This is a genomic window from Streptomyces sp. Isolate_45, from assembly GCF_024721315.2.
Classification (GTDB): Bacteria; Actinomycetota; Actinomycetes; order Streptomycetales; family Streptomycetaceae; genus Streptomyces.
In genome coordinates, this window is the sequence record NZ_JANFAK020000198.1 from 1 (window position 1) to 13512 (window position 13512).

Below are 13512 nucleotides of genomic sequence, written 5' to 3' on the forward strand. Positions count from 1 at the left end.
CCGCCCTGTGGGTGGCGCGACTTATTTGGATATTGTTGTGGGGGTGGGGGGGGGGGGGGCCGCCCCGCCCCCCCCCCCCCCCCCCCCCCCCCCCCCCCCCCCCCCCCGCCGCGGAACCACGCCCGTACGTCACCGCTCCGCCCCCGCCCCCGTTCCGGCCTGCGCCGGGCCGGGGGCGGGCCCGCTACAGGGGCCGGAGTCCGGTGGCGGAGCCGTGACGTACGGGCGGCACGCGATAAAGCGGACCATCCGCTGATCCGATTGGGGGATCTACCCGCCGCGCTCCACCCGGTCCGTCGCTCTGCGTGAACTACGCTCGGCAACCCGAAGGCAGGGAGAGGAGCGGATCCGTGACGGATTTCGTCGGGCGGCGGCGTGAGCTCAAGGAGCTGCGCGAGGACATCGCGCGGACCGGGCTCGACACCCTCTCCGGCCGCAAGGCCAAGGCGCCCCGGGCGCGGGTCCTGCTGGTCGCCGGACGGCCCGGCTCCGGCCGGACCGCCCTCGCGGAGGCATTCGTGCGCGAAGTCGCGGGCCAGTACCCCGACGGACTGTTCACGGTCCGTCTGACCAGCCCCGGCGGGGAGGTGGTGGCCACCGAACGGGCCGTCCGCACCCTCCTGGAAGGCCTCGGCAGACCCACCCCGCCCGGCGCGGGCGAGGACGACCTGAGCGCCGCCCTGCGGGAGGCGCTCGCCGGACGGCGGGCGATCCTCCTCCTCGACGACGCCGCCGACCCGCAACAGGTCGACGCCCTGCTGCCGGACACGCCCGAGTGCCTGGTCGTCGTCACCGCGGAGGGGCCCCTCACCGGGATCCCGGACGTCCGCCCCTGCACCCTCGGCGGCCTGGACACCCCCTCCGCCGTCGAGATGCTCGCCCAGCACATCGGCGACACCCGCGTGACCGTCGACCCCCGCGCCGCCGAGACCCTCGCCGAGGAGTGCGGGGGACAACCGGCCGCGCTCGCGCTGGCCGGCGGCTGGCTCGCCGCCCACCCGAAGGCGGCCGTCGCCGACCTCGCCAAGCAACTCCACGACATGCCGCCGGGCACCAGCGGCCCGCTCGCCCGTTCCTTCCGGCTCGTCTACGAGTCCCTCCCGCAACCCGCCCAGCGCACCCTGCGGCTGCTGCCGCTCGCGCCCGCCGGGATGCTCGACTCGCACACCGCCTCCGCGCTCGCCGGGTGCTCGGTGGCCGCCGCGCAGTCCACCCTGGAGGACTTCGCCGGGCTGGGCCTCGTACGGCACGCCCCGGACGGCCTGTTCCTGCTGCCCGGCTGCCTCGCCCCGCTGCTCCAGTCCCTGCTGGAGGCCAAGGAGCGGCCGGCCGAGGTCCAGCTGGCCCGGGCCCGGATGCTGGAGCGGACCGTACGCCTGCTCACCTCCTGCCGCTCCATGGCCGAGGAGGACGAGGACCTGCTGCGGGAGCGGCTCGACGGGATGCCCCGGGCCCTGCGCTTCCCCGACCGGCGCGCGGCCGCCGTCTGGCTCGACACCCGGCTGCCCGCGCTGTCGGCGGCCGCCACCCTCGCCGTCGCCGACGGGGACCTCGACACCCTGGCCCGGCGGCTGGTGTCCGCCCTGGTCAGGGCGCTCGCCGAGCACCGCGGCACCGAGGCCGCCGCCCCCGAGCTGTACGGGCTGCACCGCCTCGTCCTGGGCGTCGCCGAGCGGCGTCAGCTGCACCGCGAGCAGGCCGCCGCGCTGCTGAACCTGGCCGATCTGGACGCCGAGACGGGCCGCACCCAGGAGGCCCTGGAGCGCTATCGGGCCGCTCTCGACGCCGGGAAGGCCGCGAAGGACCCGTACGCCACCGGCCGCGCGATGGAATCCGTAGGCGGCGCGTACCAGGAGCTGGCGGACTGGCAGCGGGCCTCCGACTGGTTCGGCCGCGCCCTGTCCCAGGCACTCGCCCGGGGCGAGCGCGCGGACGAGGCCAGGCTGTACGGGCGGCTGGGCAACGTGCACACCTACGCGGGCCGGTACGGGGAGGCGCTGCGCAGTTGGCGGGCCGCCGCCGCGGGCTACCGCAAACTCGCCGATCTTCCGGGCCAGGCAAAGGCGTTGAGCGAGATGGCGCGGGTCCAGGAGTACGCGGGCCGACCCGAGGAATCCCTGCACACCTGCCGCGAGGCGATCGAGCTGGCGCGCAGGGCCGAGGACCTGCGACTTCAGGCCGCCCTGCAGGTCCGGTTGGCCGACACGCTGGACCGGCTCGGCGACCCCGCGGCTGCCAGGCTGCACCGCTCCGCAGCCGACAGATTGCTGGGAGATGACCCCGCAGCCTGCGAAATCCGTAGTACTTCCGACTGAGATTATTCGTTTGCAAGGCTAGACAGCGACTCATCCTTCATTAGACTGGGTTCACCGCGGCATCCCGTGGTGCATCCCGTTGCGCGTTCTTGTGGGCGGGTATGTATGGAAGTAGCCCGTATTTTCCCCTGAGCCAAGGACCGTGATCGACGATGAAGGTCGGCATCCCCCGCGAGGTCAAGAACAACGAGTTCCGGGTCGCCATCACGCCCGCCGGCGTGCATGAGCTGGTCCGCAACGGCCACCAGGTCTTCATCGAGCAGAACGCCGGTGTCGGCTCCTCGATCACGGACGTCGAGTACGTCTCGGCCGGCGCCGAGATCCTCGCCACGGCGGACGAGGTCTGGGCGACCGCGGACCTGCTCCTGAAGGTCAAGGAGCCCATCGCGGAGGAGTACCACCGCCTCCGCAAGGACCAGACGCTCTTCACCTACCTGCACCTCGCGGCCTCCCGCGAGTGCACGGACGCCCTGCTGGAGTCCGGCACCACCGCCATCGCGTACGAGACGGTCGAGCTCGCGAACCGCGCGCTCCCGCTGCTCGCCCCGATGTCCGAGGTCGCGGGCCGGCTGGCCCCGCAGGTCGGCGCCTACCACCTGATGCGCTCGGCCGGCGGCCGCGGCGTGCTCCCGGGCGGCGTGCCCGGCACCTCCGCGGGCGAGGCCGTCGTCATCGGCGGTGGCGTCTCCGGCTGGAACGCGGCGCAGATCGCCATCGGCATGGGCTTCCACGTGACCCTGCTCGACCGCGACATCAACAAGCTCCGCGAGGCCGACAAGATCTTCGGCACGAAGATCCAGACGATCGTCTCCAACGCCTACGAGCTGGAGAAGGCCGTCCTCGCGGCCGACCTCGTCATCGGCGCGGTGCTGATCCCGGGTGCGAAGGCCCCGAAGCTGGTCACCAACGAGCTCGTCTCCCGGATGAAGCCCGGAAGTGTCCTTGTCGACATTGCGATCGACCAGGGCGGCTGCTTCGAGGACTCCCGTCCGACCACTCACGCCGAGCCGACCTTCCAGGTCCACAACTCGGTCTTCTACTGCGTCGCCAACATGCCGGGCGCGGTGCCGAACACCTCCACCTACGCGCTGACGAACGCGACCCTGCCGTACATCGTGCAGCTCGCGAACCTCGGTTGGGTCGAGGCCCTCCGTCGCGACCCGGCGCTCGCGCTGGGCCTCAACACCCATGACGGGCAGGTCGTTTACGGTCCCGTCGCCGAGGCCCACGGCCTTCAGACCCTTGAGCTGAGCACGCTGCTCGGCTGATCCGTCAACGACTGACGTCAATCTCACGTATCCGGCCGGACCTTGCTCGCGAGGTCCGGCCGGACGCGTTTGCGGGGTGCCCGCAGACCCGGCTCAACTCGCCTCGAACGTAACCCTTTAACCCTTTCGCACACCCGCGAAACTTCGCAGTGACAGCTCGCACGCCCTTGACAGAGTCGTGTTCGGTTGCCGACACAACGCGTCGGGTCCGGTGGATTGTGTTGCCGCTGAGCGGTGACACGCCATAGAGTCGCCAACCGTCGGCATGGTGCAACGCTGACCTATCGATAAGTGTCCTGGTCACGTCCGAGGAGGTAAGACGACTTGTGAATGAGTCGACATTTGCTCCTGGAGGTGGTCGAGCAGGGACGCCTGAGCGGGGCCAGGGTCCTGCCGGGCTCGAAGCTGTCGGCTCCGTCGCGGTCCGCACCTTCGCAAACCACCAGCACATGACGACGCCCCGAAACAGCATGGACGGCCTAGACGTGAACTCCAGGGCCGGCGACCCGAGCGGCGACAAGCCCGTGGGTTTCGCCGACTACGCAAATGTGCCCGAGGGGCACTTCTACGACCCCGACGCGGAGTACGAACCGGACCCCGAGTACGCGGCCACCCTCGCCCCCGACGCTGCCCGCCAGCGCCGTGAGCGGATCGGCCCGACCGGACGCCCGCTGCCGTACTTCCCGATCCCGGGTCCGCTGGCCGAACACGGCCCGGCGAAGATCATCGCGATGTGCAACCAGAAGGGCGGCGTGGGCAAGACCACGTCGACCATCAACCTGGGTGCCGCCCTCGCCGAGTACGGACGGCGGGTGCTGCTCGTCGACTTCGACCCGCAGGGCGCCCTGTCCGTGGGCCTCGGCGTGAACCCGATGGAACTCGACCTGACGGTCTACAACCTGCTCATGGAGCGGGGCATGTCGGCCGACGAGGTGCTGCTCAAGACGGCGGTCCCCAACATGGACCTGCTGCCGAGCAACATCGACCTCTCCGCCGCCGAAGTGCAGTTGGTCAGCGAGGTCGCGCGCGAGTCCACGCTCCAGCGGGCCCTCAAGCCCCTGATGGCCGACTACGACTACATCGTGATCGACTGTCAGCCCTCGCTCGGTCTGCTGACAGTGAACGCCCTGACGGCGGCTCACAAGGTCATCGTCCCGCTGGAGTGCGAGTTCTTCGCGCTGCGCGGTGTCGCGCTGCTGACCGAGACGATCGAGAAGGTGCAGGAGCGGCTCAACCCGGAGTTGGAGCTCGACGGCATCCTCGCCACGATGTACGACTCCCGCACGGTGCACAGCCGCGAGGTCCTGGCGCGCGTGGTCGAGGCCTTCGACGACCACGTCTACCACACGGTCATCGGCCGTACGGTGCGCTTCCCGGAGACCACGGTCGCCGGTGAGCCGATCACCACGTACGCGTCGAACTCCGTCGGCGCCGCCGCCTACCGCCAGCTGGCCAGGGAGGTGCTCGCCCGGTGTCCCGCCGAGTGAGTCTGCCCGGAGCCGACGAACTGTTCCGCACGACCGGGGGGATGGCCCTCCAGTCGTCCTCGCCGAGGCGGGGCGCCGACGAGGCGCCGGCCGGCGGTACGGAACACGCGGCCGCTCCGGCGGACGGCACGGCGCGGACCACGGGCGACGCCCGCGTCCGGGAGGCCGGCGATCCGGCGGTCGGCGCGCAGCGCAGGCCGCAGGAAGGTTCTGCCTCTGCCGCCGGGGCGTCCTCGCCCCGGTCCGGCAAGGGGCAGGGCCGGGGCGCGAACCGGCGGCCCAGCGGTCGCGAGCGGCACGACGAGAAGATCACGGTCTACGTCTCCGCCGAAGAGCTGATGGACCTGGAGCACGCGCGGCTGGTGCTCCGCGGCGAACACGGGCTGGCCGTCGATCGTGGTCGCATCGTCCGCGAGGCGGTCGCCGTGGTCCTGGCGGACCTGGAGTCCCGCGGGGACGCCAGCATCCTCGTACGCCGCCTGCGCGGCCGCTGATCCGGCCCTCGCGGGGGTCCGGGGCATAGGCTGCGTGCGGGGGCGGGCCGTGCCCGCCCGGCCGTAAGCCGAACCTCCGCACCACCCCTGGACCGCGATGCCCCCGAACGACCTCCCCGCCCGCCCGACCCGCCGGAGCCTGGGCCGCGGGCCGGGAACGGCCGAGGAGCCCCAGGCGGACCCGCCGCGGGACGCGCCGGTCGGTGGGGCCCCCGAGGCCCCCCGGGGCGCCGGAGCCCCCACCGAGCCCCGCCAGGAGGCCGCGCACCGGACGGCGCGGGAGCCCGCCCGGGAACCTGTGGGGGAGTCGGCGTCGGAAGCGGCGCCGGAAGTGGCACAGGAACCGGCGCCCGGAGCGGCCCGGGGGCCCGTGCCCGGAGCGCCCCCGGAACCTGCGCCCGGAGCGGCCCCGGAACCCGCGCGGGAGCCCGCCCCGGAACCCGTACGGGTAGCGGCCCCGGAATGCGCACACCCGCCGGCCCCGGAACCGGCGCCGGAGTCCGCCCGGGAGGGCGGGACCGCCTCGGACGGGCGGTTCACGCTGCGGCTCGCCAACTTCGAGGGCCCCTTCGACCTGCTCCTCCAGCTGATCTCCCGGCACAAGCTCGACGTCACCGAGGTGGCCCTGTCCAAGGTCACCGACGAGTTCATGGCGCACATCCGGGCCATGGGCCCCGACTGGGACCTCGACCAGACCACCGAGTTCCTGGTGGTCGCGGCCACCCTGCTCGACCTGAAGGCCGCCCGGCTGCTGCCCGCCGCCGAGGTCGAGGACGAGGCGGACCTCGCCCTGCTGGAGGCCCGCGACCTGCTCTTCGCTCGGCTCCTCCAGTACCGGGCGTACAAACGGATCGCCGAGATCTTCGAGCTGCGGGCCGAGGACGAGGGCAGGCGCCACCCCCGTACGGTCGGCCTGGAGCCGCACCACGCCGACCTGCTGCCCGAGGTGGTCATCAGCATCGGCGCCGAGGGCCTCGCCCGCCTTGCCGTGCGGGCGATGCAGCCCAAGGCGAAGCCCGAGGTGTACGTCGACCACATCCACGCGCCGCTCGTCAGCGTGCGGGAGCAGGCGGGACACGTCGTACGCCTGCTCAAGGCGCGCGGCGAGGCCACGTTCCAGGAGCTGACCGAGGACGCCCCGGACACCCTGACCGTCGTCGCGCGGTTCCTGGCGCTGCTGGAGCTCTACCGGGAGCGGGCCGTGGTCCTCGACCAGGAGGAGGCCCTGCGGACCCTGACCGTCCGCTGGAGCGGCGGGGACGGCGACGGGATGCCGAAGGTCACCGATGAATTCGACCAGGTCGTGGAGGCGGGCGAATGACACAGGCCCCGGATCAGCAGGGCACGGACGACGCGGCGGCGCCGAAGGGCGGCCGGGCGCTGAAGGGCGCCCTGGAGGCCGTGCTGATGGTCGTGGACGAGCCCGCGACGACGGACCACCTCGCCAAGGTGCTGGGCCGCAGCCCGCGGGAGGTGGCCGACGCCCTGCGCGAGCTCGCCGACGAGTACACCGCGCAGCACAGGGGCTTCGAGCTGCGGCCGGTCGCGGGGGGCTGGCGGTTCTACACCCGGCCCGAGTACGCGGAGGCCGTCGAGGCCTTCGTCCTGGACGGTCAGCAGGCCCGCCTCACCCAGGCGGCGCTGGAGACCCTGGCGGTCGTCGCGTACCGCCAGCCGGTCAGCCGGTCGAGGGTCTCGGCGGTCCGCGGAGTCAACTGCGACGGGGTCATGCGGACCCTCCTGCAGCGGGGTCTGGTGACCGAGGCGGGGACGGAACCCGAAACAGGTGCGATCCTGTACAGGACGACGAACTACTTTCTGGAGCGGATGGGCCTGCGCGGCCTGGACGAGCTCCCGGAGCTCGCGCCCTTCCTCCCCGAGGCGGACGCGATCGAAGCCGAGACGCAAGAGGGTGTTCCGTCGTTCGATCCGGATGCACCGGATACCTCAGAAGACGACAAGACGACGGAACTTTGATGCGAAGCAGCGGCAACGGTAACGGCAACGGCGGCGGCAACAGGAACAGCAGCGGCGGCGGTGGCGGCGCACGCGGCGGCAGCTCCCGCGGCGGGGGCTCCGGATCGGGCGGTGGCTACCGCGGTGGCGGCTCGGGCTCGGGCGGCGGCTCCCGCGGCGGCTCCAGTGGCGGCGGCTCCGGCGGCTACCGCGGTGGCTCCTCCAGCGGTGGCGGCTCCCGCGGCGGCTCCAGCGGCGGCGGCTCCGGCGGCTACCGCGGTGGCTCCTCCAGCGGTGGCGGCTCCCGCGGCGGCTCCAGCGGCGGCAGCTCCGGCGGCTACCGCGGTGGCTCCTCCAGCGGCGGCAGCTCCGGCGGCTACCGCGGTGGTTCCTCCAGCGGCGGCAGCTCCGGCGGCTACCGCGGCGGCTCCTCCAGCGGTGGCGGCTCCCGCGGCGGGTACCAGGGCGGCGGCTACCAGGGTGGCGGCTCCGACTCGCGTGACCGTGACCGCGACCAGCCGGCGCCCCGCATCCGCAACCCCCGCCCCGAGGAGCGCCGCTACGACGTCGGCCCCGAGGGCGAGCGCAACGGCCGCGGCGGAGCCAAGGCGGGCGGCGGCGGTGCCCGCGGCGCGGCGGCCCGTGGTGGCGCCAAGGGCGGCCCCAAGACCTCCAGGACCCCCGGCATCGGCGGGGCCGGCGGCCCGCGCAGCGGTCCCGGCAGCCGCAGCGGCCAGTCCAAGCCGCGCGAGCTGGAGGCGCGGATCGAGGAGCGCGTGCGCGACCGGTACGCCGACAAGCCCGTGATCAAGACCCCGAAGACCTTCCCGGGTGCCGAGGAGGAGGGCGAGCGCCTGCAGAAGGTCCTCGCCCGCGCCGGCATGGGTTCGCGCCGCGCCTGCGAGGAGCTCATCGAGCAGGCCCGCGTCGAGGTCAACGGCGAGATCGTGCTGGAGCAGGGCAAGCGCGTCCAGCCGAAGGACGAGATCAAGGTGGACGGCCTGACGGTCGCCACCCAGTCGTACCTGTTCTTCGCGCTGAACAAGCCCGCCGGCGTCGTCTCCACCATGGAGGACCCGGACGGCCGCCAGTGCCTCGGCGACTACGTCACCAACCGTGAGACGCGTCTCTTCCACGTCGGCCGGCTCGACACGGAGACCGAGGGCATCATCCTCCTCACCAACCACGGTGAGCTGGCCCACCGCCTCACGCACCCGAAGTACGGCGTCAAGAAGACCTACGTCGCCGCGATCACCGGCCCGCTCCCGCGCGAGATCGGCAAGCGCCTCAAGGACGGCATCGAGCTGGAGGACGGCTACGCCCGCGCCGACCACTTCCGCGTCGTCGACCAGGTCGGTAAGAACTACCTGGTCGAGGTGACCCTCCACGAGGGCCGCAAGCACATCGTGCGCCGCATGATGGCGGAGGCCGGCTTCCCGGTCGAGAAGCTCGTCCGGACCTCCTTCGGCCCGATCGAGCTCGGTGACCAGAAGTCCGGCTGGCTGCGCCGCCTGACCAACACCGAGGTCGGCATGCTGATGCGCGAGGTCGGCCTGTAGTCCCCGCGCACGACCCCGAAGAGCCCGCGGTGCCCCTGGCGCCGCGGGCTCTTCGCTTGCCCGGCACCCCCTCCGCTGTTTATAGTCACATTGACCATTAAAGGTCGGGAACTTTCGAACACGCGGGGGCCGCCATGGGCTGGAGTACGAGCTGGACCGAGATCCTCGGGTTCGCAACCGGGGCCGTCTGCGTCTGGCTGGTGGCCCGGCAGCACATCGCCAACTGGCCCGTCGGCATCGCCAACAACGTGTTCTTCATCGTGCTCTTCACCCAGGCAGGCCTCTACGCCGACGCCGGGCTCCAGATCGTCTTCATCGCCCTCGCCGCCTACGGCTGGTGGTCCTGGACCCACGGGGGTGGACCGGGCGCCACGGGAGCCCTGCCGGTGCGCCGCACCACGCGCGCCGAATGGGCCTGGCTGCTCGTGGCGGGGGCGGTGGGGACCGCCGCCCTGACCCTGCTGCTGGACCGCGCCACCGACTCGACCGTCCCGTTCTGGGACGCGCTGACCACCGGCCTCTCGCTCATGGCCACCTACGGACAGTGCCGCAAGCGCCTCGAATCCTGGTGGCTGTGGATCGCCGCCGACCTCGTCTACATCCCGCTCTACGCCTACAAGGGCCTGTACCTGACCTCGGTCCTGTACGTCGGCTTCCTCGCCCTGTGCGTGGCCGGGCTGATCGGCTGGCGCCGCACGCTCGTCGCGGGGGACCTCCGCAAGGCCGTGGGAGCGACGGCATGAGCGGCGGCGAGCGCTTCGGACACGGACTGGTGCTCGGCAAGTTCTACCCGCCCCACGCCGGCCACCACCACCTGGTGCGCACCGCCCAGGACCGGTGCGAGCGGCTGACCGTCCTGGTGTGCGCCGCCTCCGTGGAGTCGGTGCCCCTCGCCGACCGGGTCGCCTGGATGCGCGAGGCGCACCCCGGGGCGGACGTGGTCGGAGCCGTCGACGACATCCCCGTCGACCTGCACGACCCGGCGGTCTGGGAGGCGCACATGGCGATCTTCCGGAGCGCGGTGGGCCGGCCCGTCGACGCCGTCTTCACCTCGGAGGCCTACGGCACCGAACTCGCCCGACGGTTCGGGGCCCAGGAGGTGTGCGTCGACCCCGCGCGGAAGCTGTTCCCGGTTTCCGGCACGGCCGTCCGGGCCGACCCCGTGGCCTGCTGGGAGTTCCTGGGGCCCGCCGTGCGGGCCGCCCTGACCCGGAGGGTCGTCGTGCTCGGCGCCGAGTCCACCGGCACCACCACCCTCTCCCGGGACCTCGCCGCGCACTACCGGGCGCGGGGCGGGGTGTGGGCGGGGACCGGCTGGGTCGCCGAGTACGGGCGCGAGTACAGCGAGGAGAAGCTCGCCGCGGCCCGGGCGGCCGACCCGGCCGCCTCCTGGTCCGACGTCACCTTCGCCTCGCGGGAGTTCCCGGTGATCGCCCGCCGGCAGGACGAGGCCGAGGAACGGGCGGCCCGGCTCGGCTCGCCCGTGCTCTTCTGCGACACCGACTCCTTCGCGACCGGCATCTGGCACGAGCGCTACATGGGCGGCCGCAACGCCGAGGTCGAGAAGACCGCCGCGCTGACCCGCCGGGACCTGTACCTGCTGACCGACGACGCCGACGTCCCCTTCGAGGACGACGGCCTGCGCGACGGACCGCGGCTGAGGCCCTGGATGACCGGCCGGTTCCGCGAGGAACTGACGGCGACCGGCCGCCCTTTCCTGACCCTGCGCGGAGACCGGGCGACCCGTCTCGCCGCGGCCGTCACGGCCGTGGACGCCCTGCTCGCCGCAGGCCGGCACTTCGCGGACCCGCTGCCGGAGAACCGGTGAGCGGGCCCGGGCCGCGCGGCGGCGACCATGATCCGGCCGGCTACGACCCCCACGCCTTCGAGCCGTTCGCGGTGACCGTCGACCTCGCCGTCCTCACCGTCCGCGCCGGCGCCCTCCACGTCCTGCTGATCCGGCGCGGCCAGGACCCGTACGCGGGGTCCTGGGCGCTGCCCGGCGGGTTCGTCCTGCCCCGGGAGTCCGCCGAGTCGGCCGCCCGCCGCGAACTCGCCGAGGAGACCGGACTCGACGGCTCCCTCGTCGCGGACCTGCACCTGGAACAGCTGCGCACCTACAGCGAACCGGACCGGGACCCCCGCATGCGGGTGGTGTCGGTGGCCTTCACCGCGCTGGTACCCGACATGCCCGAGCCCGCGGCGGAGGGCGGCGGCGACGCGGACCGGGCCCGCTGGGTGCCCGTCGGGGACGCCGCCGACCTGGCCTTCGACCACGCGCTGATCCTCGCCGACGCCCGGCGGCGGGTGGGTTCCAAGCTGGAGTACACCTGCCTGGCCCCGGCCTTCTGCCCGCCCGACTTCACCCTCGGGGAGCTCCGGGCCGTCTACGAGACCGTCTGGGGCACCTCCCTGGACCCGCCCAACTTCCGCCGCAAGGTACTCGCGACGCCCGGCTTCGTCGAAGCCGTACCCGGCGCCGCCCGACTCACCGGCGGCCGCGGCAAGCCCGCCGCGCTCTACCGGGCGGGACCCGCGACCGCCCTCCACCCACCCCTGCTGCGCCCGACGGAAGGCCCTGCGCGATGACGACGAACGCGACGAACGCGACACCCGGCGCGACGAACGCCACGACCGACACCGCCGGGTCGGCCGGCAAGCGCCCCGCGACCGGTGCGCTCATAGGGCTCGCCCTCGGCGACGCCCTCGGCTTCCCCACCGAGTTCAACGACGTCCCCGCGATCCTGGCCAAGACCGGCCCCTGGCGGCAGATGGCGCTGCCCCGCCCGGCGATCGTCACCGACGACACCCAGATGACGCTCGCCCTGGCGCGCGGCATCCGCACGGCCGCCGCGCGCGGCCCGATCACCCCGACGCGGCTCGCCCGCCCGGTCCGGGAGGAGTTCGTCGACTGGTATCAGTCCCCGGAGAACAACCGGGCACCGGGCAACACCTGCCTGAAGGCCTGCCACCTGCTGAAGACCCCGGAGCGCGACTGGCGGGACGCCAGCCAGATCGGCTCCAAGGGCTGCGGCGCGAACATGCGCGTGGCGCCCGTCGGCCTCGTCCCCGGCTGGACCGACGAGGAACGCGCCGGCGCCGCCCAGCTCCAGTCCGCCCTCACCCACGGCCACCCGACGGCCCTCGCCGCCTCCGACCTCACCGCCCGCGCCGTCCACCTGCTGGCCCGCGGCACCGAAGTCACCGGCCTGGTCGGGCAGCTGCGCTCGTACGCCCTGGAGAACCGCACCCGCTACCACGAGCGCTGGCTCGGCGACCTGTGGATGCGGACGGCATCCGACGCCTCGCCGGAGTCCTTCATGGCCCGCGGTTGGGACGAGTGCCTCGCGGTCCTGGACCGCCTCACCGCCGCCCTGCGCACCCCCTCCCCGGAAACCGACCCCTGCCTGACCACCGGCGAGGGCTGGATCGCCGAGGAAGCCCTGGCCACCGCCCTGCAGTGCTTCCTGCTCTTCCCGGAGGAACCGCTCCTCGCCCTGCGCCGCGCCGCCTGCACCGCGGGCGACTCCGACTCGATCGCCTGCCTCGCCGGCGCCTTCGCGGGCGCCCACCTCGGCGCCGACGTCTGGCCCCGCGAGTGGGAGGGCCGCATCGAGTACCGCGACGAGCTCCTCGCCTTCGGCGCCCTCTGGGAGGCCTGAGCCGTGCTCGACGCGATGACCCTCGACCTGGGCCCCGTCGTGGCCCGCGAGCCCGACCCGCTGCTGTTCGCCACGGTCTCCGGCGCCCACCTGTACGGCTTCCCCTCCAGGGACTCCGACGTCGACCTGCGCGGCGTCCACCTGCTGCCCGCGCGGGCGCTGCTCGGCCTGCGGGACCCAGAGCTGACCCGGACCAGGATGTGGGACGACGACGGGGTGGAGATGGACCTCGTCACCCATGACCTGCGCAAGTTCGCCGGTCTCATGCTGCGCCCCAACGGCTACGTCCTGGAGCAGCTGTTGTCCCCGCTCGTGGTGCACACCACACCGGCCCACGAGGAACTCGTGGCGCTCGCCCCGGGCGTACTGACCTCCCACCACGCCCACCACTACCGGGGGTTCGCCGGTACCCAGTGGCGGCTCTTCGGGAAGAGCGGCGAACTCAAGCCGCTGCTCTACACCTTCCGCGCGCTGCTCACCGGCATCCACCTGATGCGCTCCGGCGAGGTGCGGGCACACCTGCCGACCCTGCTCGCCGAGGTGCCCGAGGCACCCGCGTACCTGGCCGACCTGGTGGAGGCCAAGGTGGCCGCCGAGCACGGCGGGTACGCCGGACCGCCGCCGACGGCCGACTACGAGGCCCTGCACGCGGTACTGGACGCGGCGCAGGCCGCGACGGCCCTGCCCGAGCGGGCGACGGCGTTCGACGCGCTCGACGCGTTCGTCGTCCGCGCGCGCGGCGCGTAGCCCGCCCCGCCGCGCCGGGTCCGT

At 73.3% G+C, this 13512-nt stretch carries 12 protein-coding genes; all 12 read left to right on the forward strand.

Annotated elements, in window-relative coordinates; translation table 11 throughout:
* Window positions 1–350 precede the first annotated feature (350 nt).
* The 12 genes from NOD94_RS36070 to NOD94_RS36125 all read left to right on the forward strand — a co-directional run bounded on the left by NOD94_RS36070 (window position 351) and on the right by NOD94_RS36125 (window position 13488).
* Entirely contained in the window at window positions 351–2315 is a 1965-nt protein-coding gene (locus tag NOD94_RS36070; RefSeq protein ID WP_281210453.1) for a tetratricopeptide repeat protein, read from the forward strand.
* A gap of 152 nt (window positions 2316–2467) precedes the next feature.
* On the forward strand, window positions 2468–3583 hold the full coding sequence (ald, locus tag NOD94_RS36075) for an alanine dehydrogenase (RefSeq protein ID WP_281210454.1): 1116 nt from the start codon (window positions 2468–2470) through the stop codon (window positions 3581–3583).
* Window positions 3584–4032: 449 nt separating this feature from the next.
* A complete protein-coding gene (locus tag NOD94_RS36080) occupies window positions 4033–5070 on the forward strand; it encodes a ParA family protein (RefSeq protein ID WP_281210455.1) in 1038 nt (345 codons plus the stop codon).
* A complete protein-coding gene (locus tag NOD94_RS36085) occupies window positions 5055–5564 on the forward strand; it encodes a hypothetical protein (RefSeq protein ID WP_281210456.1) in 510 nt (169 codons plus the stop codon). Before NOD94_RS36080 ends, NOD94_RS36085 begins: the two co-directional genes overlap by 16 nt.
* A gap of 97 nt (window positions 5565–5661) precedes the next feature.
* Window positions 5662–6885 (forward strand): segregation/condensation protein A, encoded by a 1224-nt coding sequence (locus NOD94_RS36090; protein ID WP_281210457.1) that lies wholly within the window; start codon window positions 5662–5664, stop codon window positions 6883–6885.
* Window positions 6882–7541, forward strand: a complete 660-nt coding sequence (scpB, locus tag NOD94_RS36095) for an SMC-Scp complex subunit ScpB (protein ID WP_281210458.1) — start codon at window positions 6882–6884, stop codon at window positions 7539–7541. Before NOD94_RS36090 ends, scpB begins: the two co-directional genes overlap by 4 nt.
* Window positions 7541–9079, forward strand: coding sequence for a pseudouridine synthase (locus NOD94_RS36100; RefSeq protein ID WP_281210459.1), 1539 nt, complete (start codon window positions 7541–7543; stop codon window positions 9077–9079). Before scpB ends, NOD94_RS36100 begins: the two co-directional genes overlap by 1 nt.
* A gap of 134 nt (window positions 9080–9213) precedes the next feature.
* Window positions 9214–9822: a nicotinamide riboside transporter PnuC gene (pnuC, locus tag NOD94_RS36105; RefSeq protein ID WP_281210460.1), complete on the forward strand. Its 609-nt coding sequence runs from the start codon at window positions 9214–9216 to the stop codon at window positions 9820–9822.
* On the forward strand, window positions 9819–10907 hold the full coding sequence (locus tag NOD94_RS36110; RefSeq protein ID WP_281210461.1) for an AAA family ATPase: 1089 nt from the start codon (window positions 9819–9821) through the stop codon (window positions 10905–10907). Before pnuC ends, NOD94_RS36110 begins: the two co-directional genes overlap by 4 nt.
* On the forward strand, window positions 10904–11668 hold the full coding sequence (locus NOD94_RS36115) for an NUDIX domain-containing protein (RefSeq protein ID WP_281210462.1): 765 nt from the start codon (window positions 10904–10906) through the stop codon (window positions 11666–11668). Before NOD94_RS36110 ends, NOD94_RS36115 begins: the two co-directional genes overlap by 4 nt.
* Window positions 11665–12741, forward strand: coding sequence for an ADP-ribosylglycohydrolase family protein (locus tag NOD94_RS36120; protein WP_281210463.1), 1077 nt, complete (start codon window positions 11665–11667; stop codon window positions 12739–12741). Before NOD94_RS36115 ends, NOD94_RS36120 begins: the two co-directional genes overlap by 4 nt.
* Before the next feature lie 3 nt (window positions 12742–12744).
* Window positions 12745–13488, forward strand: a complete 744-nt coding sequence (locus NOD94_RS36125; RefSeq protein ID WP_281210464.1) for a nucleotidyltransferase domain-containing protein — start codon at window positions 12745–12747, stop codon at window positions 13486–13488.
* Window positions 13489–13512: the final 24 nt, after the last annotated feature.

Bases quoted from the DNA above. Each gene is read 5' to 3' on its own strand.
- ald (WP_281210454.1), top strand. From the start codon at position 2,468: ATGAAGGTCGGCATCCCCCGCGAGGTCAAGAACAACGAGTTCCGGGTC.
- NOD94_RS36080 (WP_281210455.1), top strand. From the start codon at position 4,033: ATGACGACGCCCCGAAACAGCATGGACGGCCTAGACGTGAACTCCAGG.
- NOD94_RS36090 (WP_281210457.1), top strand. From the start codon at position 5,662: ATGCCCCCGAACGACCTCCCCGCCCGCCCGACCCGCCGGAGCCTGGGC.
- scpB (WP_281210458.1), top strand. From the start codon at position 6,882: ATGACACAGGCCCCGGATCAGCAGGGCACGGACGACGCGGCGGCGCCG.
- NOD94_RS36100 (WP_281210459.1), top strand. From the start codon at position 7,541: ATGCGAAGCAGCGGCAACGGTAACGGCAACGGCGGCGGCAACAGGAAC.
- pnuC (WP_281210460.1), top strand. From the start codon at position 9,214: ATGGGCTGGAGTACGAGCTGGACCGAGATCCTCGGGTTCGCAACCGGG.
- NOD94_RS36110 (WP_281210461.1), top strand. From the start codon at position 9,819: ATGAGCGGCGGCGAGCGCTTCGGACACGGACTGGTGCTCGGCAAGTTC.
- NOD94_RS36120 (WP_281210463.1), top strand. From the start codon at position 11,665: ATGACGACGAACGCGACGAACGCGACACCCGGCGCGACGAACGCCACG.